This window comes from Salmonella enterica subsp. enterica serovar Typhimurium str. LT2 (assembly GCF_000006945.2).
GTDB lineage: Bacteria > Pseudomonadota > Gammaproteobacteria > Enterobacterales > Enterobacteriaceae > Salmonella > Salmonella enterica.
Genome location: NC_003197.2, coordinates 1,816,691 through 1,842,723, shown reverse-complemented (window position 1 = coordinate 1,842,723; position 26,033 = coordinate 1,816,691). Strand labels below are relative to the sequence as shown.

Here is a 26,033-nt window from a genome sequence, read left to right as displayed (position 1 = left end):
GAATAAAAGGCGTATCTTCTGCGCGTTTTGATCATTAACGAACATTGACTTCATCCGGCTAACGCTTCGGAGCTAACCGTGATTCAACCGCTTTTTGATTTTCCTGTTTACTTTAAGTTCTTTATCGGGCTCTTTGCGCTGGTTAACCCGGTGGGGATTATCCCCGTTTTCATCAGCATGACCAGCTACCAGACGGCCACGGCGCGTAATAAAACTAACCTCACCGCGAATCTGTCGGTTGCGATTATCTTGTGGAGTTCCTTATTCCTCGGCGATGGCATCCTGCAACTCTTTGGTATTTCTATTGATTCGTTCAGAATTGCGGGCGGTATCCTGGTTGTCACCATTGCAATGTCGATGATCAGCGGGAAGCTGGGGGAAGATAAACAAAACAAGCAAGAAAAGTCAGAGACGGCCATACGCGAGAGCATTGGCGTTGTGCCGTTAGCGCTGCCGTTAATGGCGGGGCCAGGGGCGATCAGCTCCACTATCGTCTGGGGGACGCGTTATCACAGCATCGCGCATTTGCTTGGCTTTTCAGTTGCCATTGCGCTTTTTGCGCTTTGCTGCTGGGGCGTGTTCCGTATGGCGCCGTGGCTGGTTCGTTTGCTGGGGCAAACTGGTATCAACGTTATTACCCGAATCATGGGGTTGTTGTTAATGGCGCTCGGCATCGAATTTATTGTCACAGGAATAAAAGGCATTTTCCCCGGCTTGCTCAACTAAACTCCCACCTGCTGATTTACAGGCGGCGCCCTAAGGGGCCGCCTTGTGACATTCCCACGTAACACTTCTTACTTTGATAAGCATTCAGCGTTTAAATGATAAAAAATACTAATATAATCTAACGCTATTTATTTTTATTAATCAAACTATTATCAACATTACTGAGACCGTGAGAGGCGGTAGGTCTGTTATTTTATTCACACCATACTCTGGGGCTTGATGAAGGATTATTGAAATGTTATTAGTTGTTTCAGCTCCATCGTAGATGAATGTGCTAAATAATGAGCATTTGTTAAATTTGTGTGTGTTTTCTGGCGCAGGCATAACCTACGATGCGACAGAGAGATATTTTTCTTTCAACTTATTGATTATAAAGAATAAATCAAAGATTTTTAACATTGTTTAACTGTTTTTTTGGGCAGGGATTTTTCCATAAAAGAGAATTGGTTAACAAAATTGTAAAATGAATTGGCGGTTCAGAAACGCATTTGATACTTTTCGGCCAAACATTTTTGTAGAAGATTTCACATTGTTGATAAGTATTTTCATTTAGATGGTTGTCAGAAATAACGTGCGACGTGGGCAGGTACGTCGTATACCGAATCGACGAAAGGCGATCGAACGAATCGTCAGAATAAATAAAGTCGGTGATAGCAAAAGCAGTGACAGACCTGGCAGTACACCACCAGTGCTGCACAGGAACCCTGACGGGATTAAACAGGCTGGTAAAAACCAGTAATTATAATGAGTGGAGTACAAACACAATGTCTAACATCACGAAAAAAAGTTTGATTGCAGCGGGAATACTCACTGCGCTCATCGCCGCCAGCGCCGCGACTGCGGCAGACGTGCCCGCCGGCGTTCAGTTAGCCGACAAGCAAACGTTGGTACGTAATAACGGATCAGAAGTGCAGTCTCTCGACCCGCATAAAATTGAAGGCGTGCCGGAATCGAACGTCAGCCGTGACCTCTTCGAAGGCTTATTAATTAGTGATGTCGAGGGGCATCCTTCACCGGGCGTCGCGGAAAAATGGGAAAATAAAGATTTTAAAGTCTGGACATTCCATCTACGTGAAAATGCGAAATGGTCAGATGGTACGCCCGTCACCGCCCATGATTTCGTTTATAGCTGGCAACGCCTGGCCGATCCTAATACGGCATCGCCGTACGCCAGCTATCTGCAATACGGTCATATCGCTAATATCGATGACATTATCGCCGGTAAAAAACCCGCCACCGATCTGGGGGTAAAAGCGCTTGATGATCACACCTTTGAAGTGACCTTAAGTGAGCCGGTGCCTTATTTCTACAAATTGTTGGTCCACCCTTCAGTGTCTCCTGTACCGAAATCAGCGGTCGAAAAATTTGGCGATAAATGGACGCAACCGGCCAATATTGTCACTAACGGCGCTTATAAGTTAAAAAACTGGGTGGTGAACGAACGTATCGTGCTGGAGCGTAACCCGCAATACTGGGATAACGCCAAAACCGTCATCAATCAGGTAACTTATTTGCCTATCTCTTCGGAGGTGACGGATGTCAACCGCTACCGCAGCGGCGAGATCGATATGACTTATAACAATATGCCGATCGAATTATTCCAGAAACTGAAGAAAGAGATCCCGAATGAAGTCCGCGTAGACCCTTATTTGTGTACCTATTATTACGAAATTAATAATCAAAAAGCGCCGTTTAACGATGTCCGCGTGCGTACCGCGCTGAAACTGGCGTTAGATCGCGACATTATTGTTAATAAGGTTAAAAATCAGGGCGATTTACCCGCTTATAGCTACACGCCGCCGTATACCGATGGCGCAAAACTGGTAGAGCCTGAGTGGTTCAAATGGTCCCAGCAAAAGCGTAATGAAGAAGCGAAGAAATTGTTGGCTGAAGCCGGCTTTACGGCGGATAAGCCCTTAACATTCGACCTGCTGTATAACACCTCCGATCTGCATAAAAAACTGGCCATTGCCGTGGCGTCTATCTGGAAGAAAAATCTGGGCGTCAATGTGAATCTGGAGAATCAGGAATGGAAAACCTTCCTGGATACCCGTCATCAGGGCACCTTTGATGTTGCCAGAGCCGGGTGGTGCGCAGATTATAATGAACCGACCTCGTTCCTGAATACCATGTTGTCCGACAGTTCAAATAACACCGCGCATTATAAGAGCCCGGCGTTTGATAAGCTGATTGCCGACACGCTGAAAGTGGCGGACGATACGCAGCGCAGCGAACTCTACGCTAAAGCGGAGCAGCAGTTAGATAAAGACTCGGCTATTGTGCCGGTGTATTACTACGTTAACGCGCGCCTGGTGAAACCCTGGGTGGGCGGGTATACCGGTAAAGACCCGCTGGATAATATTTATGTGAAAAACTTATATATTATCAAACATTAATGGCAAGACATGGGACAACTGCGGTTGTCCCATGGTGTCTTTTTTCATCGCACTATAACTTTCCCTGGCGGATCTTTTGTCACGTCCGGGAAGTAAAGGCACAGGCCAGAAGGTACGGGCAATGTTGAAATTTATTTTACGCCGCTGTCTGGAAGCGATTCCGACGCTGTTTATTCTTATTACCATCTCTTTCTTTATGATGCGCCTCGCGCCGGGGAGTCCTTTTACCGGCGAGCGCGCATTGCCGCCGGAAGTGCTGGCCAATATTGAAGCAAAATATCATCTGAACGATCCCATCATGACGCAGTACTTCAGCTACCTGAAGCAGCTGGCGCATGGCGATTTTGGACCATCGTTTAAATATAAAGATTACACGGTCAACGATCTGGTTGCCGCCAGCTTCCCCGTTTCGGCGAAACTTGGCGCCGCCGCTTTTTTGCTGGCGGTCATTATTGGTGTCAGCGCTGGCGTGATTGCCGCGCTAAAGCAAAATACGCGATGGGATTATACGGTGATGGGATTTGCCATGACCGGCGTCGTTATCCCCAGTTTTGTGGTGGCGCCGCTACTGGTGATGGTCTTTGCGATAACCTTGCAATGGCTGCCTGGCGGCGGCTGGAACGGCGGGGCGTTAAAATTTATGATCCTGCCGATGGTTGCGCTTTCACTGGCCTATATTGCCAGCATCGCTCGTATTACGCGCGGCTCAATGATTGAAGTTCTGCATTCGAACTTTATTCGTACCGCGCGGGCAAAAGGATTACCGATGCGCAGAATTATCTTCCGCCATGCGTTAAAACCTGCGCTGCTGCCGGTTTTATCCTATATGGGGCCAGCCTTTGTCGGCATTATTACCGGCTCAATGGTGATTGAAACTATTTATGGCTTACCGGGCATTGGGCAGCTTTTCGTTAATGGCGCGCTCAACCGCGATTACTCGCTGGTGTTAAGTTTGACCATTCTAGTCGGGGCGCTGACCATATTATTTAACGCCATTGTCGATGTGCTCTATGCCGTTATCGACCCGAAAATTCGCTATTGATACTGGAGCTCGCGATGATGTTAAGTAAGAAAAACAGCGAGACGCTGGAAAATTTCAGTGAAAAGCTGGAGGTGGAAGGTCGCAGCCTTTGGCAAGATGCCCGTCGGCGCTTTATGCATAACCGTGCGGCGGTGGCCAGTCTTATTGTCCTGTTTCTGATAGCCCTGTTCGTGACAGTGGCGCCTATGCTGTCGCAATTTACCTATTTCGATACCGACTGGGGCATGATGTCCAGTGCGCCGGATATGGCGTCCGGTCACTATTTCGGCACTGACTCTTCCGGGCGCGATCTGTTGGTGCGCGTTGCCATCGGCGGGCGTATCTCATTAATGGTCGGGATTGCCGCCGCGCTGGTGGCGGTCATTGTCGGAACGCTGTATGGCTCGCTGTCCGGCTATCTGGGCGGCAAAATTGATTCTGTGATGATGCGTTTGTTGGAGATCCTCAACTCGTTCCCGTTTATGTTCTTTGTGATTTTGCTGGTGACGTTTTTTGGGCAGAACATTCTGTTGATTTTCGTCGCCATCGGCATGGTCTCCTGGCTTGATATGGCGCGTATCGTGCGTGGCCAAACCCTAAGTCTTAAACGTAAAGAATTCATCGAAGCCGCGCAGGTGGGTGGTGTGTCGACTGCCAGCATTGTGATCCGCCATATTGTGCCTAACGTCCTGGGCGTAGTGGTAGTGTATGCATCGTTGCTGGTGCCCAGCATGATTCTGTTTGAGTCTTTCCTCAGTTTCCTGGGGCTTGGGACGCAGGAACCGTTAAGCAGTTGGGGAGCGTTATTGAGCGATGGCGCAAATTCAATGGAAGTCTCACCGTGGCTGCTGCTGTTTCCGGCTGGCTTTCTCGTGGTGACGTTATTCTGTTTTAACTTTATTGGCGATGGCCTGCGTGATGCCCTCGACCCGAAAGATCGTTAAGGAGTACAGCCATGAGCTTATCAGAAACCGCAACTCAGGCGCCGCAACCGGCGAATGTACTGCTGGAGGTAAACGATCTTCGTGTTACGTTCGCTACGCCTGATGGCGATGTGACGGCGGTCAACGATCTGAACTTTACGCTTCGCGCTGGAGAAACGTTAGGTATTGTTGGCGAGTCTGGATCGGGGAAATCGCAAACGGCGTTCGCATTAATGGGACTGCTGGCGACGAATGGTCGAATCGGCGGTTCCGCGACCTTCAACGGACGTGAAATTCTTAATCTACCTGAGCGCGAACTGAATACGCTGCGCGCAGAACAGATTTCGATGATTTTTCAGGACCCGATGACCTCGCTAAATCCTTATATGCGCGTTGGGGAGCAGTTAATGGAAGTCCTGATGCTGCATAAAGGGATGAGCAAAGCGGAAGCTTTTGAAGAGTCCGTCAGAATGCTGGATGCCGTAAAAATGCCGGAAGCGCGCAAACGGATGAAAATGTACCCGCACGAATTTTCCGGCGGAATGCGTCAACGTGTGATGATTGCGATGGCGCTGTTGTGCAGGCCGAAACTGCTTATTGCCGATGAGCCTACCACCGCGCTTGATGTTACCGTGCAGGCGCAGATTATGACCTTGCTTAATGAGCTAAAGCGCGAATTTAATACCGCCATTATCATGATTACCCACGATCTGGGCGTGGTCGCGGGTATTTGCGATAAGGTCCTGGTAATGTATGCCGGGCGTACCATGGAATACGGTAAGGCGCGCGATGTCTTTTATCAGCCCGTTCATCCGTATTCGATAGGCCTGCTTAATGCGGTGCCGCGTCTGGATAGCGAGGGGGCGGAAATGCTGACGATTCCGGGCAATCCTCCCAATTTATTGCGTTTGCCTAAAGGTTGTCCGTTCCAGCCGCGTTGTCCTCATGCGATGGAGATCTGCAATAATGCGCCGCCACTTGAAGCGTTTAGTCCTGGTCGCTTGCGCGCCTGTTTTAAACCGGTGGAGGAACTGCTATGAATGCTGTGATTGAACAACGTAAAGTTCTCCTCGAAATCGCCGATCTGAAAGTACATTTTGATATCAAAGAAGGGAAGCAGTGGTTCTGGCAACCGCCGAAAACCCTGAAAGCGGTGGACGGCGTTACGCTACGCCTGTATGAAGGCGAAACGCTGGGCGTGGTGGGCGAATCCGGCTGCGGCAAGTCGACGTTTGCGCGCGCGATTATTGGTCTGGTGAAGGCGACAGATGGTAAAGTCGCCTGGCTGGGAAAAGATCTGCTGGGCATGAAAGCGGATGAGTGGCGCGAGGTGCGCAGCGATATCCAGATGATTTTCCAGGACCCGCTGGCGTCACTCAACCCGCGAATGACGATTGGCGAAATTATCGCTGAACCGCTGCGCACTTATCATCCTAAACTTTCGCGCCAGGACGTGCGTGACCGCGTGAAAGCCATGATGCTGAAAGTGGGGCTGTTGCCGAACCTCATCAACCGTTATCCCCATGAATTTTCCGGGGGGCAGTGCCAGCGCATCGGTATCGCCCGGGCATTGATCCTGGAACCTAAGCTCATTATTTGCGATGAGCCGGTGTCGGCGCTGGACGTTTCTATTCAGGCGCAGGTGGTGAATTTGCTCCAGCAGTTACAGCGAGAGATGGGGCTGTCGTTGATTTTTATTGCGCACGATCTGGCGGTCGTAAAGCACATATCCGATCGTGTCCTGGTGATGTATCTCGGTCATGCAGTAGAATTGGGCACCTATGATGAGGTGTACCATAATCCACTGCATCCTTATACCAAAGCGCTGATGTCGGCGGTACCGATTCCCGATCCCGATCTGGAGCGAAATAAGAAGATACAATTGCTGGAGGGCGAATTACCTTCGCCCATTAACCCGCCTTCCGGCTGCGTGTTCCGTACACGCTGTCCGATAGCCGGGCCAGAATGCGCGCAAACGCGACCGGTGCTGGAAGGGAGTTTTCGCCATGCCGTTTCCTGCCTTAAAGTAGACCCGTTATAATCGCAAGGGCTGACAATTCGTCAGCCCTTCTTTTAGGTGAGGTTACCGTGTCACTTTCTTTGTCGTCGGTTCGCCGTCGTCTTTATCATAATCTGTTCGATTTGACTACGCGCTCAGGTCGCCGTTTTGAAGGGTTATGCGCGCTGTTTGCGCTGCTTAGCGTACTGGTCATTTTTGTTGAATCAGGCGTAGGAACGGAATATCACCTGACATTTGATGAATGGCATATTTTTGTCTGGCTGGAGCTCTGCGTTACCCTGATATTTACCGGTGAATACTTGCTCAGACTGTTTAGCTGGCCCGAACCGGCAAAATACGTTTTTAGTTTCTGGGGATTTATTGATCTGGTGACGATTTTGCCGCTGTACGTCATGTGGCTGTGGCCGGAAATTAGCCTGAACTATATGTTTGCCTGGCGCGCTATGCGAGCGATTCGCGTGCTGCGTATTCTTAAACTGCTACGCTTTATGCCATCGCTGCGGGTATTCTGGAGCGCCATTATTAGCGCGCGTCATCAGCTTATTCTGTTCTATTCATTTATTGCGATCGTGATGATTATTTTCGGTGCCCTGATGTATCTTATTGAAGGACCGAAATATGGCTTCACGACGCTTAATGCCTCGGTGTATTGGGCGATAGTGACAGTCACAACCGTGGGGTACGGTGATATTACGCCGCATACGCCGCTGGGACGTATTGTCGCGTCGGTGCTTATTTTGATTGGCTATTCGGTGATTGCGATTCCTACAGGACTGATTACCACGCACATGAGCAGCGCGTTTCAAAAACGTCACTGGCAGCGAAAATGTCCGCAGTGCCAGCAAAGCCAGCATGAACATAGCGCGCAATATTGTAACCGATGCGGCAGTAAGCTACCGGATTAAACAGGCTTGCCGGAGGGCGCAATCAGACGCCATCCGGCCTGAACCGCTTATTCGCGCCAGAGAATATGGCACAGCTTGTGGTCCTTTTCCCGGCACAGCAGAACGCGGGCAAAAATGTCGTTAATTTCGCCGTCTTCGGTATCCGCCAGGCCAATTACCACCTCGGCAAAAAAGTCTGGATTCAGGTCAAAATCGATGTGCTCTTGCCAGTCTTCAGCGGGATCAAACAACTCCGCGCCGCCGCGCTCCTCGAATTGCAAATTGAACAGAATGATATCAGCCGGATCAAGATTATCCGCCGCCAGCTCAAGAAAAATATCGTAAGCCTGCTCAAGCGTTTCGTCTTCAGTCAGGCGATTGTTCAGATCCATTTCCATAGTGACTACCTGTTTACTCATGTTGGTCACGTTTTACAGCAATGGACTAAAGAAGTAAAACAATCGCTCGGTAATACGCTGCCATAACGGACGTTTTACCCACAAACGTGCATCTAACAGGCGGGAGCGCGAAATATAATCGTCCTGTACCGCAGCCAGATCGGCGCCGAAACCCGTATCATCAATGACCAGCGTAATCTCGAAATTAAGCCACAGGCTACGCATGTCGAGATTCACGGTACCGACCAGGCTCAGTTCGCCATCGACCAGCACGCTTTTGGTATGTAACAGCCCGCCTTCGAACTGATAGATTTTCACGCCCGCCGCCAGTAACTCGCTAAAAAAGGCGCGACTGGCCCAGCCGACGAGCAGTGAATCATTTTTACGGGGCAGGATAATACTGACATCCACGCCGCGCTGCGCAGCGGTACAAATAGCGTGCAGCAGATCGTCGCTGGGGACGAAATATGGCGTGGTCATAATTAAATATTCGCGCGCAGCATAGGTGGCGGTTAATAGTGCCTGGTGAATGAGATCTTCCGGAAATCCAGGACCGGAAGCAATGGTATGAATGGTATGCCCGCTGGCCTGCTCAAACGGCATAATATTCACATCCGGCGGGGGAGGCAGAATGCGTTTACCCGTCTCGATTTCCCAATCGCAGGAGTAAACAATCCCCATTGCTGTCGCCACGGGCCCCTCCATCCGCGCCATCAAATCGACCCATTGTCCAACGCCGGCATCCTGTTTGAAAAAACGCGGGTCCACCATATTCATACTGCCGGTATAGGCGATGTAATTGTCAATCATCACCATTTTACGGTGCTGGCGAAGATCCATACGGCGTAAAAAGACGCGCATCAGATTCACCTTCAGCGCCTCTACGACTTCAATGCCAGCGTTACGCATCATGGCCGCCCAGGGGCTGCGGAAGAAAGCGACGCTACCCGCGGAGTCCAGCATAAGCCGGCAATGGATGCCGCGGCGGGCGGCGGCCATTAGCGATTCAGCGACCTGATCCGCCATGCCGCCTGGCTGCCAGATGTAAAACACCATTTCGATATTATGCCGCGCCAGTTGGATATCGCGAATAAGCGCCTGCATGACATCATCGGAGTCGGTAAGCAATTGCAACTGGTTGCCTTTGACGCCCGCAATCCCCTGACGTCGTTCGCACAGCTTAAACAAGGACGATGCGACGCTACTGTTTTCTTGCGCGAAAATGTGTTTGCAGGCTTTGAGGTCATTCAACCATTTGGCGGTAGACGGCCACATGGCGCGGGCACGCTCGGCGCGACGTTTGCCTAAATGCAATTCGCCCACGGACAAATAGGCGATGATCCCGACCAGCGGAAGGATATAGATGATTAACAACCAGGCCATTGCGGAGGGAACTGCGCGCCGTTTCATTAGAATACGTAATGTGACGCCGGCAATGAGAACCCAGTATCCCAAAATGACCAGCCAACTCACCACGGTGTAGAAGGTTGTCATAACTTTAAAAATCCTTTAAAAAGCGTGTTGTTAAGAGTTTACGCGTCAGGATTCACATGGCAAATAAAAACACGGGAAAAGCGCTGGTCTGCATCCGGCGAGGGGGTATAATGGCGCTTCTGTTACAGTGAGAGTCGTAAACATGAAGCGTAGTAGAACGGAAGTGGGGCGCTGGCGAATGCTACGTCAGGCGAGCCGCCGTAAAGCGCGTTGGCTTGAAGGGCAATCACGCCGTAATATGCGTATCCATACCATCAGGAAATGCATCTTTAATCGTCAGCGTAATTCATTACTCTTTGCGATTCACGGTGTGTGAGCCAGAAAGGGCACCGTATGCGGTGCCCAACAGGCCATCCTTTTCAAAAGATCTTCTTATACGGTTTGACCGAAACCTGCGCATAGACGCCCGCGGCGACGTAGGGGTCCGCATCAGCCCAGGATTGCGCTGCTTCTAAAGATTCAAATTCAGCAATCACCGTTGACCCGGTAAATCCGGCTACCCCAGGATCGTTACTGTCCACTGCGGGCATCGGCCCGGCAGTTAATAATCGCCCTTCATCATGCAGAAGTTGCAGGCGCGCCAGATGCGCGGGCCGTACCGAGAGGCGTTTTTCAAGCGAGTTGGCATTGTCCTGAGCGTAAATAACATACAGCACGGGTAGAGCTCCTTAATCGGTAAAAGTTGCTGATTACGTTATTGGAAAGGGCATTTAACTGCAATGTAAAGATACCGACTTTGTTAAACATGCACATTTTGTGTGGTGTTTTTGTGCGATATCATCTTTTAAATGCCGCTATCGGCAATGCCTTATTGAATATGATTGCTATTTGCATTTAAAATTCAGCTCTGGTTTTTCAACTGAAACGATTATGACTTCAATGACCCTTGATTTACCTCGTCGCTTTCCCTGGCCGACACTCCTTTCCGTAGGCATTCATGGTGCTGTAGTGGCAGGTTTGCTCTATACCTCGGTACATCAGGTTATTGAATTGCCTGCGCCAGCGCAGCCTATCACGGTGACAATGGTTTCACCCGCTGACCTGGAGCCGCCCCAGGCGGTTCAGCCGCCGCCGGAGCCGGTGGTTGAACCCGAACCCGAACCGGAGCCAGAGCCGATCCCTGAACCGCCTAAAGAAGCGCCCGTGGTGATTGAGAAACCCAAACCTAAGCCAAAACCCAAGCCAAAACCGAAACCGGTGAAAAAGGTTGAAGAGCAGCCGAAGCGCGAAGTCAAACCAGCCGCGCCGCGTCCTGCCTCACCGTTTGAAAATAGCGCCCCGGTGCGGCCAACAAGCAGCACCGCATCGGCGACCAGCAAGCCCGCGGTGAGCGTGCCCACTGGACCTCGCGCTCTGAGCCGTAACCAGCCGCAGTATCCGGCGCGAGCACAGGCGTTACGTATTGAAGGCCGCGTAAAGGTGAAGTTTGACGTGACCTCTGCTGGGCGAGTGGAAAATGTACAGATTCTATCCGCGCAGCCAGCCAATATGTTTGAGCGTGAAGTTAAGAATGCGATGCGAAAATGGCGCTATGAAGCAGGCAAGCCGGGTTCCGGGCTGGTGGTCAATATTATCTTCCGTCTGAACGGTACGGCGCAGATTGAGTAATCTCTGGCGCCGCCAGCCAGGAATATACCATCACCTGCTGGCGGCGTAAGCGGGTATACTTAACCCTGAACCGGGAGCGGGCGAGGTTTACCGTCCGGATCGACGGCAACATAAATAAACAGCGCCTCGGTGGCCTTGTAGCGCTGCCCAATCGGTTCTGACGCGACTTTTTTCACCCAGACTTCAATATTTATGCTAATAGACGTCGTACCGCGTTTAACGCAGCGCGCGTAGCAGCATACGACATCGCCAACCGCGACGGGGCGCAGAAATGTCATTCCTTCCACGCGTACGGTTACAACCCGACCGTGCGCGATCTCTTTGGCCAGTATCGCGCCGCCAATATCCATTTGCGACATCAGCCAGCCGCCAAAAATATCGCCGTTCGCATTGGTATCGGCAGGCATGGCCAATGTACGTAAAACCAGCTCGCCCTGAGGAGTATTATCCATTGTTGTCATTGTAAAACCGACTATCAGAAAAAATTACAGCCGCGATGCTACTATGAATTTTGTGTGGAGAATAGTGGGAATAAAGGTACTGACGGGAAAGCGCAGGGCGTAAAGGCGGAGAAAATATCGCCAGGCGTTCGCAGTCTGGCGATGATAAGTCACGGGAGGGTTATGATTTATCTTCCTGTGGCAGATGCCGGTAGATATAGACGCCGCTCAGCAGGGTAAAAATGAGCGTCAGCGCCGTGAGTCCAAAGACCTTAAAGTTGACCCAGATATTTTGCGGCAACCAGAAGGCGATATAAATGTTAGCCAGACCGCACGCAATAAAAAACAGCGCCCACGCCAGGTTCAGCTTTGACCAGACCTGCTGCGGCAACGCCAGTTCTTTACCTAACATACGTTGAATTAACGGTTTTTTCATCACCCACTGGCTTATTAACAGCGCGCCGGCGAACAGCGCATAAATAACCGTCACCTTCCATTTAATAAATTCATCGTTATGGAAGAAGAGCGTCAGACCGCCGAAGACGGCAACCAGAACAAAGGTAATCAGCGCCATCTTCTCTATTTTCCGATAGCGCACCCAGCTATAAATCAGCACGATTGCCGTCGCGACAATCAGTGCGGAGGTCGCCGCATAGATGTCATAAAGTTTATAAAACGCAAAAAAGACAACCAGCGGTAAAAAATCCAGAAACTGCTTCATTCTTCGATTCCATCATCAACGAGCGTCGAATGCGCCGCGTAACGGCGCATTGCGGATTATTGGCGAATCAACATATACAGGCGGAATAAGTAGATAAGCAATACTGCGGAAATCAGATTGCTCAACGTATTCGCCAGTACAGCGCCTACATTTGGGGTCAGTACAGCGAAGCTGGGCGCGAACAGCAATAGCAATGTTTTAGCCAGTAACCAGCCTATCACCGCGGGCGCGACCAGTCTCATGTTAGCCCAGGCTAAACGCATACTGCTGCGCATTGCGGCAAACACGCCCATTTTCTCTTCAACCAACATCACTGGCGCAAGCGCCAGCACAATGGCCATAATAATCCCCGGAACGACAATCAGCATTATACCGATTTGCACTAACAGGGTAGTCAGAAAAATAAGAATAAACAGTTTAGGCAATGCAGGGGCGCTGGCGCCGATAGCGCGCAGCGCGCTAACCCGATGTCCCGCTGAAACTAACTGAATCATCAGGATGATACCGCCGGCCAGAATAGCGTTGCCGATAAGCCCGGAAAACGTCGAGGCGGCAGAGGCGCGCAACAGGATCTGTTGCTGCTCCGGCGTCATATTTTGTACCAGCTCAAACAGGCCAGCGCTGCCTGCCAGATGTTCTCCTTCACTGAGTTGCGCGATTTGCGCATCGCTGGGTGAAAAGGCATGACCTAAGACCACCGTGATAAATGCGCACAGCAACGAAACCAGCAAGATAGTAATAAATTGATTTCGGAAAAAATTTCCGGCGTCACGGTAAACGGACTTCGCCGTGATAGACATGCACTCTCCTTGAGTTTTGCAGGTGTTAATTTGCGGGCAATTGTACCCTGGATAACTCTACAGTGGCAGCATCAGCAGTTGTATGGAAAAGCATATCTTTGTAAAGCGGCGGTAATCCGTATCGCGCGCGGGCGCGATTACACGCCTCATTCACTTCGCCTCCTTCGCCCGATATCGAAAATTCGCGACAGGTTGAAGGGCGGTTTTCATAAATAGCGCAACTGACGTTTTCACCCGGCGTGCCAATTAGCGCTTTACAGTGCGGCTGTTTTTGGTTGGTACCGGCCATACAACGTAAAAAAGGGGTAACAGGCTCGGTTAATGACGCCGGAACGCGTCCGCTGGCATCGTCGCCTTCAGCCCAATAAAAGGAGACACGAAAATAGGCACAACAGGCACCGCATGTCATGCATGGGTTAAGAACGCTCATGATTCACCTGCAAAAAACTAACGTATCAATAGATTACAACGGAAATTAATCTGTCCCGCAGTGTTCGCGAATCTTAACGCCACGCGCCATTGCGGGACATTGATTACCTTAGCCAGCCTTTATCGCCAGGGCAACAGGAGCAGACAAATATTTGCATAGCGTGAATATGTCAAAATTGATCTGAATTCCTATAACCAGGATTTTCAATACAAGTTCTAAATTAATCTGGATCAATAAATGTTAAATTATAAGAACAAATGTGATCTGTATTAGATCACTTATTACTTCATTGTGGGTATATTCATCACGCTTTTATAACCATAACGATGGAGCGGGTATGAAAAAATTTACAGTGGCGGCACTGGCGTTAACAACTCTTCTCTCAGGCAGCGCGTTCGCGCACGAAGCCGGAGAATTCTTTATGCGTGCAGGTCCGGCAACCGTCAGACCTACAGAAGGGGCGGGTGGTACGCTGGGGCATTTAAACGGGTTTGATGTGAGTAATAACACGCAACTCGGCCTGACATTCACTTACATGGCGACGGACAATATCGGGGTTGAATTGCTGGCGGCTACGCCGTTCCGCCATAAGGTGGGTACGGGCGCGACGGGCGATATCGCCACGGTCCACCTGTTACCGCCAACGTTAATGGCGCAGTGGTACTTCGGCGATTCCAGCAGCAAAGTGCGTCCTTATGTCGGCGTGGGGGTGAACTACACCACCTTCTTCGATAACGACTTTAACGATAATGGTAAAAATGCCGGGCTGTCCGATCTGAGCTTTAAGGATTCCTGGGGCGCGGCAGGGCAAGTTGGGGTAGATTACCTGATTAACCGCGACTGGTTAATTGGCGCCTCTGTCTGGTACATGGATATTGATACTACCGCCAATTATAAAATGGGCGGCGTTCAGCATCATGACAGCGTGCGTCTGGACCCATGGGTATTTATGTTCTCGGCAGGCTATCGTTTCTAATCGCGTGATGTTGTGACGAAAAAAGACCCCGCCAGGCGGGGTCAAAAAAGGACATGACACACGGATTTTACTTGTCGGAACTCACTTGTCTTCTTTCGGTTCGCCGCAGCCTAGTTCTGCGCCAGTGAGAGGATCAACGGTGGGGTCCGATTTCGTTCTTTCTGCCATCGCTTTGAGCAGCGCCATCTGCTCGCGCGGCAATTTCACTGTCGCCAGGCCATCGCCGCCATCAACAGCAGGCATCGGTTCTGCGACATAGTTGAAGTTCTCATCGCTATTCCAGCTACCTCGCGGATCGTCGCCTTGCGACATGTTGTAGTACACGTCGGTATACTGTTCTACCGGCGGTAATTTACCCGGCGGGAAGTTGTTACGAATCGAATACAGCGCCTTTTCAAAAGAGAGCTGGTGCGCGACTTCACGGGTCATTAAGAAACTGAGTGTGTCTTTTACGCCAGGATCGTCGGTCAGATTAATCAGGCGTTCATAAATGATCTTCGCTCGCGCCTCTGCCGCGATGTTTGAGCGTAGATCGGCTGTGACTTCGCCGATAGTATCAATATAAGCCGCGGTCCACGGTACGCCGCCGGAGTTTGTCAACGCCGGGCCGCCGCCATACAGCAGAGAGGTGATATGGCTATCATTACCATTCTGCGTCAGCGAGCGATAAAGTTCCGCTTCGTTTTCGGTACCTTCCGCCAGCTCGCCTTTAGCGCCTTTATTAAGCATTCCTACCAGTGAGCCGATAATTTCCAGATGACTCAGCTCCTCGGTGGCGATGTCCATTAACATTTCTCTACGACCGGCATCATCATCGCTTAAACCTTGCGTGAAGTAGCGGCAGGCGGCCGCCAGTTCGCCCTGCGGGCCGCCAAACTGTTCCAGCAGCAGGTTCGCTAATCCAGGATTAGGTTCGCTCACTCGCACAGTATATTGAAGTTGTTTTACGTGTCGAAACATATTGCCTCCTGCTTATTATTTATTTTTTGGCTTCAACGCCATCTGCTTCAGATCGCAGTAAAAATTGTTCCGTTGTCTGCGGAATATGTTTGATAAGCCAGTCAGCCATTTGCATTTCTTCTTTCAGAATGGCTTCAATCGTCGGAATTGAGGCAGTGTCGCCAGCTTTTTTTGCCGCCGCCAGCAGGGAGGTATAACAAGCAATTTCGAACTGCTCGAAAACATAACCGCTAATTGAACCTTTGACAATTTCATCGGAAGGGAACATGCCACCGATAGATTGCCCCATTGCTGCCATTTTACTCATGGAGTCTTTCAACACCGAACGGGAAATGCCATTACGGTCCAACACTTCTTCGAGCATGGTAATTTGATGTTTGGTTTCACTAATATGTTGTTCAATTCTGGCTTTTATATCAGGATAATTTTCAATACGGCTGGCCATAGATTCAAGCATCGATTCTGCCTGTTTTTCCATGGCATGGGCGTCACGAAGCCAGTCATGATAATGTTCAGTATAATTCATTTTACATTCCTCAATGCGTGATAATCTGCTCCGATAATAAAATCGGAATCATGCAAGCTGATAATTAAAAATATTATTTCGATTTGCGTTCAGCACTTTTATTAACATTGCTGACTGCTAAATCGGTAAGTTTTAAATCAGTTTGTTTTTCCTCGTCGAGGGTTTCTTTGAGCAGTTTTAATGCTTTGCTATAGCCGAGCTGCTCGGCCAGGGTGGCTAGCGTGCCGTAGCTGGCGATTTCGTAATGCTCGACTTTTTGCGCCGCGGCGATAAGCGCTGCATCGCGTACTTCGTTTTTCTCCGTACTTTCGATGACTTCATTGGCTTCTTCAATCAGCCCTTCCATAGCGACGCATTTCATTCTTTTCAGTTTAATGCCAGATTCAGATTCGACGATCTGATCAATACGTTCAATCTGACCCTGGGTTTCTTCAAGATGAGATTGAAAGGCCTGGCTTAATTTTTCATTGGACGTGGCTCTGGCAAGTTTAGGAAGAGCCTTGGTTAATTGTTTTTCTGCACTATAGGTATCTGAAAGTAGATGGATAAAAAGGTCTTCAACGGTTTTGATATTCATAAATCTAATTCTCCTGGGCAAAATACTGCGAGCCAGAAGACTCGCAGATTGCTTGATAAAAGCATGTGTTATATTTACATTACAGTAAATCAGGAATTATCGGATTTACGTCCGCCGTGACTATTCTGACCACCTTTTTTACCGGCTTCAGAAGCTCGTTGCGGATCGTTTTTGAAATTCCCGCCGCTATGCTGACCGCCTTTGCGGCCCGCTTCAGATGCTTTTTCACGATTCTCGGCGAAATTTCCTGAACCACCACGATGTTCGGCCATATTATTTCTCCTGTCTCGTTGCTTGCTGAAAAAATCGGTTTTAACCGTGTCGACACCCTATTAAAATTAGTTGGTTAAACCGATTAGTCAAATTGACGGAAATAGTTGTGATTTACCGCGTAAATAACGCACAAAAAATGGTTTAGAGATAATATATTCTATATTTTCTTTTAGAATAAGCGATTTAACAGGAAATGCTTTGCATTGTTATTAATAACAATCGTCACTATCTGCGGCCCTGGAAACGTTAATGCATTGTTTGTTGACATTTCTTTACATAAAGGCGGGGGAAATTGACGTGAAAACGCTAAATTTTTCGGCGTGATTAGGAGTTTTCTTAGCAAAAATTGACTTCAGACTTTTTGAAAGCTGGACGGGGAATAACACCAAAAAGATTGATGATGTACGTCTGAATCGTGATTCTGGTTCGGCGCCAGCCACTCATTAAGCCGCCAGCGTTATGCTGACGGCTTAACCCGTTATGCGCGGCTGGCGGCTTTCATGGCTGAGACAAAGGACCTGAGCTCCGCCAACATCTGTTTGGGAGACGCGAGGTTTTTCTCGATAATCTTGACAATGGCTGAGCCGGAGATAGCGCCAGCCGCCCCGGCACGCACGGCCGCAGACACCTGTTCCGGCGAGGAGATACCGAAGCCCTGTAACGCAGGCGCGGCATGGTACTCTTTAAGCTTCTCAATGAGATGATGCAACGGCAATGCGCCACGGTTTTCCGCGCCGGTGACACCCGAACGCGAAAGCAGGTAGGTGTAACCGCGGCCGTAAGATGCGACCTGGCGCAGAAGATCGTCATCCGCATTTGGCGGGCAGATGAAGATCGGCGCGATATTATGCCGTAACGCTGCCTGGCGGAAGGGGGCCGATTCTTCAACCGGGACATCTGCGACCAGCACGGAATCTACGCCAACCTGTTCACAACGGGCATAGAACGCATCTATGCCGTTATTGAACACCAGATTCGCGTACATTAGCAGGCCAATCGGAATGGTCGGGTGTTTTTCACGAATCAGCGCCAGCATTTCAAAACACTGAGCCGGCGTGACGCCAGCGGCGAAGGCGCGTAAGTTCGCATTCTGGATGGTAGGGCCATCGGCCAGCGGATCGGAGAAGGGAACCCCCAGTTCCAGAGCGTCGGCGCCAGCGTCAATCAGTGTGTCAATAATTTTCAGTGACTGTTCAATGCCAGGGTCGCCCAGGGTCACGAAGGGGACAAAAGCGCCTTCCCGGCGATCGTTGAGTTGGGCAAATAAATTTTCGTAGCGTTCCATCAGATTTCCCCTCGCGCTTTCAGGATATCGTGTACGGTAAAGATGTCTTTATCTCCGCGGCCAGAGAGATTGACCACCAGCAGTTGCTCTTTTTCCGGCTGCTCGCGCATCATTTTCAGAGCGTGCGCCAACGCGTGGGAGGACTCCAGCGCCGGGATAATTCCCTCATGGCGGCACAACGTTTTGAAGGCTTCCAGCGCCTCATCATCGGTAATGGAGACATAATCCGCGCGTCCGATGCTGTTCAGGTACGCATGTTGCGGCCCAACGGACGGGAAATCGAGCCCGGCGGAAATGGAATAGGACTCTTCAATTTGCCCGTCTGCTGTTTGCATCATCGGCGCTTTCATCCCGAAATAGATGCCAACGCGACCATGTTTAAGCGGCGCGCCATGCTCGCCGGTTTCAATACCATGACCACCAGGTTCAACGCCTATTAGCCCGACGCTGGTATCATTAATAAAATCGGCAAACATCCCGATAGCGTTTGAGCCGCCACCGACGCAAGCGATAACGGCATCTGGCAGACGGCCCTCTTTGTCGAGGATTTGCGCTTTCGTCTCTTCGCCAATCATGCGCTGGAACTCGCGAACGATGGTGGGATAGGGATGCGGTCCTGCCGCCGTGCCGAGCATATAGTGCGCGGTTTCGTAACTACCGGACCAGTCGCGCAGCGCCTCGTTACAGGCATCTTTTAGCGTAGCGGAGCCGCTATGAACCGGGATGACCTCAGCGCCCATCAGACGCATACGGAAGACGTTCGGCGACTGGCGCTCAACGTCTTTGGCGCCCATATAGATACGGCATTTCAGACCCAGCAGGGCGCTGGCGAGCGCAGAGGCGACGCCGTGCTGACCGGCGCCGGTTTCAGCGATAATCTCGCTTTTACCCATCCGTTTGGCCAGCAGCGCCTGACCCAGTACCTGATTGGTTTTGTGCGCGCCGCCGTGCAGTAAATCTTCGCGCTTTAAATACAACGTGGTACGCGTACCGGCGGTAATGTTCTGGCATTTCGTCAGCGCGGTGGGGCGTCCCGCGTAGTTTTTTAGCAGATCGGCGAATTGCGCCTGAAATTCAGGATCTTTTTGCGCGCTGACGAAGGCCTCTTCAAGCTGGTTCAGCGCAGGCATCAGGATCTGCGGCACATACATGCCGCCGAATTCACCAAAGTAGGGGTTGAGAAGTGTTGTCATGTTTTTTCCTTAATATGCGCGCAGTGTCTGAAAAACTGAGGCCAGAAGACGAGCATCTTTGATGCCCGGCTGTGACTCCACACCTGAATTAAAATCGAGACCGGCACAGCCGACTTGCGCCGCCTGGACGCAGTTATCGGCCGCCAGCCCGCCCGCCAGTAACACATTATCCAGCGGTTGCCCCTGTAGCAGTGACCAGTCGAAGCGCTGCCCGCTGCCGCCTTGCCCATTGTCGAAAATGTATTTATCGACATGGTGATAATCGCGTGCGGGAAGGGCATCGCTAACGCTCAGCGCCTTCCAGATTTGCACCTGTTTCGGCAACGCCTCGCGCAGCGCGTTGACATACGCCTGGTCTTCGCTGCCATGTAGCTGTACGGCAGAAAGCGACAGGACGGCGGCTTTCTGGCAAACATCGGCGATATCAGCGTTCTTGAAAACGCCGACATACTGCAATGGCGCGCCGCTTATCACTTCTCGCGCCTGCTCAACGCTAACCGCGCGCGGAGATGAGGGCACAAAAATCAACCCGCCATATATTGCGCCAGCGTCACAGGCCGCTTTAGCGTCCTGGGCGCGGGTCAGGCCGCAGACTTTATTTTCGCCAAGCAGCACGCGACGGACGGCGGCGTTAAGATCGTCATGCGCCATTAACGCGGAGCCAATTAAAAAACCGTTGGCGAAGTGGCTCAGTTCGCGTACCTGACCATAGGTGTTAATCCCGGACTCGCTGATGACAGTCACGCCGTGGCCCAGTTTTGGCGCCAGCTGGCGGGTGCGATTCAAATCAATCGACAGATCGCGCAGATCGCGATTGTTGATACCTACCACTTTTGCGCCTAACGCTATCGCGCGCTCCCGTTCTTCGTCATTACTGACCTCCGTGAGCACGCCCATTTTCAGACTGTGCGCGACGGCGGAGAGTTGGCGATACTGTTCGTCATCCAGAACCGAGAGCATCAGTAAACAGGCATCGGCCTGATAGTAACGGGCAAGGTAGATCTGATAGGGATCGATAATAAAATCCTTACACAGAATCGGCTGCGGCGCGCTTTGGCTAACGACCGGCAGAAAATCGAAGCTCCCCTGAAAATATTTTTCGTCGGTGAGCACCGAGATCGCCGAGGCGTAATGTTGATAAATACTGGCAATACGCGCCGGATCGAAATCGTCGCGAATCACGCCTTTTGATGGCGATGCTTTCTTACACTCCAGAATAAAGGCGGTACGCGCGCCCTGGAGCGCATCATAAAAATGGCGTGTACTTGGCTGGATCTCATTTTGAAAACTGGCCAGCGGCTGTTGCTGTTTGCGGGCTTCTACCCAAATCGCCTTGTCTGCGACGATTTTCGCTAAAACGGTTTGCATTATTTACCCTCTTGCCGCCAGTGCGGTGACTCTGTCATATGCGGTGCCGTTGCGCAGAACATCAAGCACGGTTTGCGCGTTGGCCTTGAGATCTTCCTGACCATGCAGACGCATCAGCATCGCCACGTTGGCGGCGACGGCGGCCTCATGCGCGGCATCGCCTTTACCTTGTAATAACCGCGTCAGAATGTCACGGTTTTCTTCCGGCGTGCCGCCAGCCAACTGATCCTGATGGTAAGGCGTCAGGCCAAAATCCTCCGCCGTAAGTTGATAGCTTTTAATTTCGCCATCATGCAGCTCCGCGACAATCGTCGGCGCATGGAGCGAAACCTCATCCATGCCGCCGCTATGTACCACCGCCGCGCGCTGATAGCCCAGTACCCGTAAGGTTTCCGCAATCGGCAGCACCAGTTCCGGGCTATAGACGCCAATCAACGCCAGCGGCGGATGCGCCGGGTTGATCAGCGGGCCGAGTACGTTGAACAGGGTTCGCGTTTTTAACTGTTGGCGAACCGGCATCGCGTGACGGAGTCCGGTGTGATATTTCGGCGCAAACAGGAAACAGACGCCCAGTTCATCTAACGCCTGACGTGATTTATCGGCGTTCATATCCAGATTAATACCGAACGCCGCCAGCAGATCGGATGACCCCGATTTGCTGGACACGCTACGGTTGCCGTGTTTCGCCACTTTCAGTCCACAGGCCGCCGCGACAAAGGCGCTGGCGGTAGAGATATTGATACTGTTACTGCCATCGCCGCCGGTACCAACGATATCCGCAAACAGATACTCCGGGCGCGGGAACGGGGCGGCATTTTCCAGTAACGCAGTGGCGGCGCCGGCAATTTCATTGGGATGCTCGCCGCGAATTTTCATGCTCACCAGCGCGGCGGCGAGCTGTTCAGGCTTAAGTTCGCCGCGGACGACCGCCGAAAACAACTGATGGCTCTCTTGTTGCGTCAGTGTTTGCGCCTGATAGAGTTTCTCCAGAATCGGCTGTAGGGTGTTGGTCGGTTCCAGCTTTTGCTGCGCCCAGGCTAATGTTTGCTCCAGTAGACGCGCGCCCTGTGTCGTCAGGATGGACTCAGGATGAAATTGAAAACCGCAAACGCGATCCGCATCATGACGTACCGCCATCACCATGCCGTTGAAATGGGCGTTAATGGTCAGCCCGGCAGGAACATTACTGCCGACCAGCGAATGATAACGCGCGACCGGTAGCGGATTCGCCAGCCCGGCGAACATCGCCTGACCGTCATGCTCAATGCTGGAGGCTTTGCCATGCAGGATTTCTCCCGCCTGACCGACATAACCGCCGTAAGCTTCGACAATCGCCTGATGCCCCAGACAAATGCCGATGATCGGTAACTTGCCGCGTAGTCGGGTCAGCAGCTCCGGCATACAGCCTGCCTCGCTGGGAACGCCCGGACCGGGGGAGAGCATTAGCACCGGATTTTTCATTGTCGCCAGGCGATCGATAAGCGTCTGCGCCGGAATATGGTTACGGTAAATCACCACGTTATGACCGTTGGTCCGTAGCTGATCTGCCAGGTTCCAGGTAAACGAGTCGATGTTATCGAGCAGCAGAATATCAGCCATCAGAAGGTCTCCTGTGCATGATGCGCGGTGGCGATAGCACGCAATACGGCGCGCGCTTTATTACGGGTTTCATCGGCTTCAGACTGCGGAACAGAGTCCAGCACAATTCCGGCACCCGCCTGTACGGTGGCGATACCGTTCTCCACCAGCGCGGAACGGATAACAATACAGGTGTCCAGATCGCCGTGGGCGGTGAAGTAACCGACCGCGCCGCCATAGCTGCCGCGGCGCTGTCCTTCCGCATCGGCAATCAACTGCATGGCGCGTACTTTCGGCGCGCCGCTCAGGGTGCCCATGTTCATGCAGGCGCGATAGGCGTGCAGCGCGTCGAGATCGTGACGCAGTTCGCCCACCACCCGGGAAACCAGATGCATCACGTATGAATAGCGGTCAACTTTTGTCAGATCGGCAACGTAGCGACTGCCCGGCGTACAGATGCGCGCCAGGTCATTGCGCGCCAGATCGACCAGCATCAGATGTTCGGAAAGCTCTTTATGGTCGGTACGCATGTCCAGCTCAATACGGCTGTCGAGATCTCTGTCCAGCGTACCATCGGCGCGGCGACCGCGTGGACGGGTACCCGCGATGGGATAAATCTCAATCTGACGGCTGGCTGCGTCATATTTCAGCGAGCTTTCCGGCGACGCGCCGAAAAGCGTGAAATCATTATCCTGCATAAAGAACATATACGGGCTGGGGTTGCTCTTTTTCAGCACGTAGTAGGCAGCCAACGGCGACGGGCAGGGCAGTGAAAAGCGGCGCGACGGCACCACCTGAAATATCTCGCCCGCGCGGATGGCTTTTTGCAACTGGCGTACCACCGCGCCGAACGCGTCATCGCTCTGATTGCATTCACAGCGCATGTCCGGCACCGGCGTCACCGGCAACGGCGGCGCAGGCTGGGTTAACTGTTGGCTAAGGTACGCCAGGCGGGCGTTGAGGCGCTGTTTTTCCCGGTCGCTGGCGGTGAACAGACTGGCCTGAATACGGGTGCTTTTTTTCTGATGATCTATAACCATCAGCGTTTCCGCTAAATAAAAGCAGTAGTCCGGGCAGTTATTGCCAGCCTCAAGGTGTGGCAGCGCTTCAAAGCCAGCGACCAGGTCGTAGGCAAACAGACCGCCGAAAAACATAGCCTCCCGCTCTTGCGTCGGTATGTTCACCACTCCCTGTAACAGACGGAACGCATCAAATACCGACAGAGAGCATAAACGGGCGTCTTCATCTAATAATGGGCTGACGGGCGGGAAGCGTAGAACGCGACCGGCAGGCAGGACATCGTTCTCCACGCCAGCGGGCAGGGCGGTATCCAGTAGCGGCAATAACGAGGCGCCATTATCAGATAACGCCTGAATGGTGACAGTGTCACCTAAAGCGGTAATGCGCAGCGCGCTATCTACCAGCAGCAGGCTTTTTAAATCATCTTTACTGTCGATATCCGCGGATTCCAGCAGCAGCGTTGCCGGGCGATCGCCGCAGACCTGGTGAAAAAGCGCCGTTGGGTTTTCCCGATAGGCGGCATCGCAGGTCAACAGTTCGAGCGTGGGTTTTGGTGTTTGCATGGTTATTCTCATTATTTTGTTCAAAAAAAAGCCCGCTTAACAGGCGGGCCGGGTATCGTTTGGCTGATTACAGCTGTTCATACACCGCCCGCTATCAGGAAGTGCGCCACCAACCGTGTAATGCAAATGTCGCTGCCATTTTAGATACCCTCTTCATGTGAACTTTCGTACTAGTTAACTAGTTCGATGGAATAATGTCAACACCTATTTCAGTATATTTGCCGGAACCGTTATGATGTACATGACATAACTTTATCTCTATGGGAGCCGCCTTGAGCGACACGAATTACGCAGTGATTTACGATCTGCACAGTCATACCACGGCGTCCGATGGACTGTTGACGCCAGAAACATTAGTACACCGTGCGGTAGAGATGCGAGTCGGCACGCTGGCGATTACCGATCATGACACCACAGCCGCGATTCCTGCGGCAAGAGAAGAAATTTCACGTTCCGGACTGGCCCTGAATCTTATTCCCGGCGTGGAGATTTCAACGGTCTGGGAGAATCATGAGATTCACATTGTGGGTCTGAATATTGATATTGCGCATCCGGCAATGCGCGATTTTCTGGCGCAGCAGACAGAGCGGCGTCAGGCACGCGGTCGGCTCATTGCGGAGCGTCTGGAAAAAGCCCATATTCCCGGCGCGTGGGAAGGGGCATTGAGACTGGCCAATGGCGGCGCGGTGACGCGCGGCCACTTCGCCCGCTTTCTGGTGGAGTGCGGCAAAGCCGCGACCATGGCGGATGTTTTTAAAAAATATCTCGCGCGTGGGAAAACCGGTTACGTTCCGCCGCAGTGGTGTACAATAGAACAAGCTATTGATGTCATTCATCATTCTGGCGGTAAGGCGGTGTTGGCCCATCCGGGACGCTACGACCTTAGCGCTAAGTGGCTGAAAAGATTAGTGGCGCATTTTGCCGACCATCACGGCGACGCGATGGAAGTGGCGCAGTGCCAACAATCGCCCAATGAACGCACCCAACTGGCGACGCTTGCGCGTCAGCATCATTTATGGGCATCGCTTGGATCTGATTTCCATCAGCCCTGCCCGTGGATTGAGTTGGGGCGTAAACTCTGGCTGCCCGCTGGCGTTGAAGGCGTATGGCAGACATGGGAACAGCCGCAAATATCACAGTGAGGGAAGTATGAGCCAGTTTTTTTATATCCATCCGGATAACCCACAGCAACGGCTGATTAATCAGGCCGTCGACATTGTGCGTAAAGGCGGTGTTATTGTTTATCCAACCGATTCCGGCTATGCCCTTGGTTGTAAAATTGAAGACAAAGGCGCAATGGAGCGCATTTGCCGCATCCGTCATCTGCCGGACGGCCACAACTTCACGCTGATGTGCCGCGATTTGTCCGAGTTGTCGACCTACTCCTACGTCGACAACGTGGCATTTCGTCTGATGAAAAACAATACGCCGGGTAATTACACCTTTATCCTGAAGGGGACAAAAGAGGTGCCGCGCCGTCTGTTGCAGGAAAAGCGTAAAACTATCGGCCTGCGCGTACCGTCAAACCCGATTGCGTTGGCGTTATTGGATACGCTGGGCGAACCGATGCTCTCGACGTCGTTGATGCTGCCTGGCAGCGATTTTACCGAGTCGGACCCGGAGGAGATTAAAGATCGGCTGGAGAAGCAGGTGGATCTGATCATCCACGGTGGTTACCTCGGTCAACAGCCTACCACGGTAATCGATTTGACCAATGACTCCCCGGTGGTGCTGCGCGAAGGCGTCGGCGACGTTACACCTTTCTTATAAGGGCGTAAGCCTGTATACTACGCGGCCTTAAAATGGCGCGGCAACGCGCCGTTCATTCTCCTGTTCGACGCCTGTGAAGGCGA

Annotated in this window: 29 protein-coding genes and 38 other annotated features; of the genes, 11 read left to right on the top strand and 18 right to left on the bottom strand. The window is 51.7% G+C overall.

Features of this window, described 5'->3' with window-relative positions; translation table 11 throughout:
• Positions 1-66 precede the first annotated feature (66 nt).
• Positions 67-72: a ribosome-binding site (putative RBS for ychE; RegulonDB:STMS1H001929), on the top strand.
• Positions 67-726, top strand: a protein-coding gene (gene ychE / locus STM1748) for a putative MarC family integral membrane protein (RefSeq protein NP_460707.1). Within the gene, positions 79-726 belong to an annotated coding region; the region does not span the whole gene. It overlaps the preceding feature by 6 nt.
• 382 nt (positions 727-1,108) lie before the next feature.
• On the opposite strand, the gene STM1747 is transcribed toward ychE, so the two are convergent.
• Positions 1,109-1,429 (bottom strand): putative inner membrane protein gene (locus STM1747; RefSeq protein ID NP_448165.1). Within the gene, positions 1,109-1,423 belong to an annotated coding region; the region does not span the whole gene.
• Positions 1,328-1,336 (top strand) — a -35 signal (putative -35_signal for oppA; RegulonDB:STMLTH004504). (Overlaps the previous gene by 9 nt.)
• On the opposite strand from STM1747, the gene oppA reads away from it, so the two are divergent.
• The 6 genes from oppA (at position 1,328) to STM1741 (ending at position 7,991) form a co-directional block, all read left to right on the top strand.
• Positions 1,328-3,122 (top strand): oligopeptide transport protein with chaperone properties gene (gene oppA, locus STM1746; protein NP_460705.3). Within the gene, positions 1,374-3,122 belong to an annotated coding region; the region does not span the whole gene. The genes STM1747 and oppA overlap by 102 nt on opposite strands.
• Positions 1,347-1,355 (top strand) — a -10 signal (putative -10_signal for oppA; RegulonDB:STMLTH004504). (Overlaps the previous gene by 9 nt.)
• Positions 1,357-1,362, top strand: a ribosome-binding site (putative RBS for oppA; RegulonDB:STMS1H001927).
• Positions 1,424-1,429 (bottom strand) — a ribosome-binding site (putative RBS for STM1747; RegulonDB:STMS1H001928).
• 109 nt (positions 3,123-3,231) lie before the next feature.
• Positions 3,232-3,237, top strand: a ribosome-binding site (putative RBS for oppB; RegulonDB:STMS1H001926).
• Positions 3,232-4,164, top strand: a protein-coding gene (gene oppB / locus STM1745; RefSeq protein ID NP_460704.1) for an oligopeptide transport protein. Within the gene, positions 3,244-4,164 belong to an annotated coding region; the region does not span the whole gene. (Overlaps the previous feature by 6 nt.)
• A gap of 2 nt (positions 4,165-4,166) precedes the next feature.
• Positions 4,167-4,172 (top strand) — a ribosome-binding site (putative RBS for oppC; RegulonDB:STMS1H001925).
• Positions 4,167-5,087 (top strand): oligopeptide transport protein gene (gene oppC, locus STM1744; RefSeq protein NP_460703.1). Within the gene, positions 4,179-5,087 belong to an annotated coding region; the region does not span the whole gene. It overlaps the preceding feature by 6 nt.
• Positions 5,086-5,091 (top strand) — a ribosome-binding site (putative RBS for oppD; RegulonDB:STMS1H001924). It overlaps the preceding gene by 2 nt.
• Positions 5,086-6,106, top strand: a protein-coding gene (gene oppD / locus STM1743) for an oligopeptide transport protein (RefSeq protein NP_460702.1). Within the gene, positions 5,099-6,106 belong to an annotated coding region; the region does not span the whole gene. Its footprint overlaps the feature before it by 6 nt. Before oppC ends, oppD begins: the two co-directional genes overlap by 2 nt.
• Positions 6,092-6,097 (top strand) — a ribosome-binding site (putative RBS for oppF; RegulonDB:STMS1H001923). It overlaps the preceding gene by 6 nt.
• The gene (gene oppF / locus STM1742; protein NP_460701.1) for an oligopeptide transport protein occupies positions 6,092-7,107 on the top strand. Within the gene, positions 6,103-7,107 belong to an annotated coding region; the region does not span the whole gene. The genes oppD and oppF overlap by 15 nt, the downstream gene beginning before the upstream one ends.
• A 41-nt stretch (positions 7,108-7,148) precedes the next feature.
• Positions 7,149-7,154 (top strand) — a ribosome-binding site (putative RBS for STM1741; RegulonDB:STMS1H001922).
• Positions 7,149-7,991 (top strand): putative voltage-gated potassium channel gene (locus tag STM1741; protein NP_460700.1). Within the gene, positions 7,155-7,991 belong to an annotated coding region; the region does not span the whole gene. Its footprint overlaps the feature before it by 6 nt.
• 47 nt (positions 7,992-8,038) lie before the next feature.
• Here STM1741 and yciU read toward each other — a convergent pair.
• From yciU to yciI, 3 genes are all read right to left on the bottom strand, one after another.
• The gene (yciU, locus tag STM1740) for a putative cytoplasmic protein (RefSeq protein NP_448158.1) occupies positions 8,039-8,380 on the bottom strand. Within the gene, positions 8,039-8,368 belong to an annotated coding region; the region does not span the whole gene.
• Positions 8,375-8,380: a ribosome-binding site (putative RBS for yciU; RegulonDB:STMS1H001921), on the bottom strand. Its footprint overlaps the gene before it by 6 nt.
• A gap of 21 nt (positions 8,381-8,401) precedes the next feature.
• Positions 8,402-9,878 (bottom strand): cardiolipin synthase gene (gene cls / locus STM1739; protein ID NP_460698.1). Within the gene, positions 8,402-9,862 belong to an annotated coding region; the region does not span the whole gene.
• Positions 9,873-9,878: a ribosome-binding site (putative RBS for cls; RegulonDB:STMS1H001920), on the bottom strand. (Overlaps the previous gene by 6 nt.)
• Before the next feature lie 343 nt (positions 9,879-10,221).
• Positions 10,222-10,532, bottom strand: a protein-coding gene (yciI, locus tag STM1738) for a putative cytoplasmic protein (RefSeq protein NP_460697.1). Within the gene, positions 10,222-10,518 belong to an annotated coding region; the region does not span the whole gene.
• Positions 10,344-10,364 (top strand) — a protein binding site (putative binding site for Fur, RegulonDB: STMS1H000193). It overlaps the preceding gene by 21 nt.
• Positions 10,527-10,532: a ribosome-binding site (putative RBS for yciI; RegulonDB:STMS1H001919), on the bottom strand. Its footprint lies within the gene yciI.
• A 135-nt stretch (positions 10,533-10,667) precedes the next feature.
• Positions 10,668-10,688 (top strand) — a protein binding site (putative binding site for Fur, RegulonDB: STMS1H000190).
• Positions 10,672-10,680 (top strand) — a -35 signal (putative -35_signal for tonB; RegulonDB:STMLTH004503). (Overlaps the previous feature by 9 nt.)
• On the opposite strand from yciI, the gene tonB reads away from it, so the two are divergent.
• Positions 10,672-11,470 (top strand): TonB gene (gene tonB / locus STM1737; RefSeq protein NP_460696.1). Within the gene, positions 10,742-11,470 belong to an annotated coding region; the region does not span the whole gene. Its footprint overlaps the feature before it by 9 nt.
• Positions 10,688-10,696 (top strand) — a -10 signal (putative -10_signal for tonB; RegulonDB:STMLTH004503). (Overlaps the previous gene by 9 nt.)
• Positions 10,722-10,727, top strand: a ribosome-binding site (putative RBS for tonB; RegulonDB:STMS1H001918).
• Positions 11,471-11,529: 59 nt before the next feature.
• Here the strand turns inward: tonB and yciA are convergent.
• The 4 genes from yciA to STM1733 form a co-directional block, all read right to left on the bottom strand.
• Positions 11,530-11,931 (bottom strand): putative Acyl-CoA hydrolase, encoded by a 402-nt coding sequence (gene yciA, locus STM1736; protein ID NP_460695.1) that lies wholly within the window; start codon positions 11,929-11,931, stop codon positions 11,530-11,532.
• A gap of 160 nt (positions 11,932-12,091) precedes the next feature.
• Positions 12,092-12,644, bottom strand: a protein-coding gene (yciB, locus tag STM1735; RefSeq protein NP_460694.1) for a putative intracellular septation protein. Within the gene, positions 12,092-12,631 belong to an annotated coding region; the region does not span the whole gene.
• Positions 12,639-12,644, bottom strand: a ribosome-binding site (putative RBS for yciB; RegulonDB:STMS1H001917). It overlaps the preceding gene by 6 nt.
• Positions 12,645-12,687: 43 nt before the next feature.
• Positions 12,688-13,442 (bottom strand): putative inner membrane protein gene (yciC, locus tag STM1734; protein NP_460693.1). Within the gene, positions 12,688-13,431 belong to an annotated coding region; the region does not span the whole gene.
• Positions 13,437-13,442: a ribosome-binding site (putative RBS for yciC; RegulonDB:STMS1H001916), on the bottom strand. (Overlaps the previous gene by 6 nt.)
• 14 nt (positions 13,443-13,456) lie before the next feature.
• Positions 13,457-13,871 (bottom strand): putative ferredoxin gene (locus tag STM1733; RefSeq protein ID NP_460692.1). Within the gene, positions 13,457-13,861 belong to an annotated coding region; the region does not span the whole gene.
• Positions 13,866-13,871, bottom strand: a ribosome-binding site (putative RBS for STM1733; RegulonDB:STMS1H001915). It overlaps the preceding gene by 6 nt.
• A 316-nt stretch (positions 13,872-14,187) precedes the next feature.
• Positions 14,188-14,193 (top strand) — a ribosome-binding site (putative RBS for ompW; RegulonDB:STMS1H001914).
• Between STM1733 and ompW the strand changes: the two genes are divergently transcribed.
• The gene (gene ompW / locus STM1732; protein ID NP_460691.1) for an outer membrane protein W occupies positions 14,188-14,837 on the top strand. Within the gene, positions 14,199-14,837 belong to an annotated coding region; the region does not span the whole gene. Its footprint overlaps the feature before it by 6 nt.
• An 81-nt stretch (positions 14,838-14,918) precedes the next feature.
• Here the strand turns inward: ompW and STM1731 are convergent.
• The 10 genes from STM1731 to trpL all read right to left on the bottom strand — a co-directional run bounded on the left by STM1731 (position 14,919) and on the right by trpL (position 24,383).
• Positions 14,919-15,805, bottom strand: a protein-coding gene (locus STM1731) for a putative catalase (RefSeq protein NP_460690.1). Within the gene, positions 14,919-15,797 belong to an annotated coding region; the region does not span the whole gene.
• Positions 15,800-15,805, bottom strand: a ribosome-binding site (putative RBS for STM1731; RegulonDB:STMS1H001913). It overlaps the preceding gene by 6 nt.
• Before the next feature lie 11 nt (positions 15,806-15,816).
• Positions 15,817-16,335, bottom strand: a protein-coding gene (gene yciE, locus STM1730; protein ID NP_460689.1) for a putative cytoplasmic protein. Within the gene, positions 15,817-16,323 belong to an annotated coding region; the region does not span the whole gene.
• Positions 16,330-16,335, bottom strand: a ribosome-binding site (putative RBS for yciE; RegulonDB:STMS1H001912). It overlaps the preceding gene by 6 nt.
• Before the next feature lie 61 nt (positions 16,336-16,396).
• The gene (gene yciF / locus STM1729; RefSeq protein NP_460688.1) for a putative cytoplasmic protein occupies positions 16,397-16,916 on the bottom strand. Within the gene, positions 16,397-16,900 belong to an annotated coding region; the region does not span the whole gene.
• Positions 16,911-16,916, bottom strand: a ribosome-binding site (putative RBS for yciF; RegulonDB:STMS1H001911). (Overlaps the previous gene by 6 nt.)
• A gap of 73 nt (positions 16,917-16,989) precedes the next feature.
• Positions 16,990-17,185, bottom strand: a protein-coding gene (gene yciG, locus STM1728; RefSeq protein ID NP_460687.1) for a putative cytoplasmic protein. Within the gene, positions 16,990-17,172 belong to an annotated coding region; the region does not span the whole gene.
• Positions 17,180-17,185, bottom strand: a ribosome-binding site (putative RBS for yciG; RegulonDB:STMS1H001910). (Overlaps the previous gene by 6 nt.)
• Before the next feature lie 466 nt (positions 17,186-17,651).
• Positions 17,652-18,471, bottom strand: a protein-coding gene (trpA, locus tag STM1727) for a tryptophan synthase, alpha protein (protein ID NP_460686.1). Within the gene, positions 17,652-18,458 belong to an annotated coding region; the region does not span the whole gene.
• Positions 18,458-19,662 (bottom strand): tryptophan synthase, beta protein gene (trpB, locus tag STM1726; protein NP_460685.1). Within the gene, positions 18,458-19,651 belong to an annotated coding region; the region does not span the whole gene. The genes trpA and trpB overlap by 14 nt, the downstream gene beginning before the upstream one ends.
• Positions 18,466-18,471: a ribosome-binding site (putative RBS for trpA; RegulonDB:STMS1H001909), on the bottom strand. It overlaps the preceding gene by 6 nt.
• Positions 19,657-19,662: a ribosome-binding site (putative RBS for trpB; RegulonDB:STMS1H001908), on the bottom strand. It lies within the gene trpB.
• Positions 19,661-21,081, bottom strand: a protein-coding gene (trpC, locus tag STM1725; RefSeq protein NP_460684.1) for an N-(5-phosphoribosyl)anthranilate isomerase. Within the gene, positions 19,661-21,019 belong to an annotated coding region; the region does not span the whole gene. The genes trpB and trpC overlap by 2 nt, the downstream gene beginning before the upstream one ends.
• The gene (trpD, locus tag STM1724; RefSeq protein NP_460683.1) for an anthranilate synthase, component II occupies positions 21,023-22,632 on the bottom strand. Within the gene, positions 21,023-22,618 belong to an annotated coding region; the region does not span the whole gene. The genes trpC and trpD overlap by 59 nt, the downstream gene beginning before the upstream one ends.
• Positions 21,025-21,030 (bottom strand) — a ribosome-binding site (putative RBS for trpC; RegulonDB:STMS1H001907). It overlaps the preceding gene by 6 nt.
• Positions 21,047-21,055 (bottom strand) — a -10 signal (putative -10_signal for trpC; RegulonDB:STMLTH004502).
• Positions 21,073-21,081 (bottom strand) — a -35 signal (putative -35_signal for trpC; RegulonDB:STMLTH004502).
• The gene (trpE, locus tag STM1723) for an anthranilate synthase, component I (protein NP_460682.1) occupies positions 22,618-24,190 on the bottom strand. Within the gene, positions 22,618-24,180 belong to an annotated coding region; the region does not span the whole gene. Before trpE ends, trpD begins: the two co-directional genes overlap by 15 nt.
• Positions 22,627-22,632: a ribosome-binding site (putative RBS for trpD; RegulonDB:STMS1H001906), on the bottom strand. Its footprint overlaps the gene before it by 6 nt.
• Positions 24,185-24,190: a ribosome-binding site (putative RBS for trpE; RegulonDB:STMS1H001905), on the bottom strand. Its footprint lies within the gene trpE.
• Before the next feature lie 84 nt (positions 24,191-24,274).
• Positions 24,275-24,383, bottom strand: a protein-coding gene (gene trpL / locus STM1722) for a trp operon leader peptide (protein NP_448140.1). Within the gene, positions 24,275-24,319 belong to an annotated coding region; the region does not span the whole gene.
• Positions 24,327-24,332, bottom strand: a ribosome-binding site (putative RBS for trpL; RegulonDB:STMS1H001904). It overlaps the preceding gene by 6 nt.
• Positions 24,347-24,363 (bottom strand) — a protein binding site (putative binding site for TrpR, RegulonDB: STMS1H000379).
• Positions 24,351-24,359: a -10 signal (putative -10_signal for trpL; RegulonDB:STMLTH004501), on the bottom strand. Its footprint overlaps the feature before it by 9 nt.
• Positions 24,375-24,383 (bottom strand) — a -35 signal (putative -35_signal for trpL; RegulonDB:STMLTH004501).
• Positions 24,384-24,440: 57 nt before the next feature.
• Here trpL and trpH point away from each other — a divergent pair.
• The gene (gene trpH, locus STM1721) at positions 24,441-25,322 is read left to right on the top strand and encodes a trpR controlled transcriptional unit in the 5' upstream region of the trp operon (protein NP_460680.1); all 882 of its coding nucleotides are present in this window, start codon (positions 24,441-24,443) and stop codon (positions 25,320-25,322) included.
• Positions 25,321-25,326, top strand: a ribosome-binding site (putative RBS for yciO; RegulonDB:STMS1H001903). Its footprint overlaps the gene before it by 2 nt.
• Positions 25,321-25,950 (top strand): putative translation factor gene (gene yciO, locus STM1720; protein ID NP_460679.1). Within the gene, positions 25,330-25,950 belong to an annotated coding region; the region does not span the whole gene. Its footprint overlaps the feature before it by 6 nt. Before trpH ends, yciO begins: the two co-directional genes overlap by 2 nt.
• Positions 25,951-26,033: the final 83 nt, after the last annotated feature.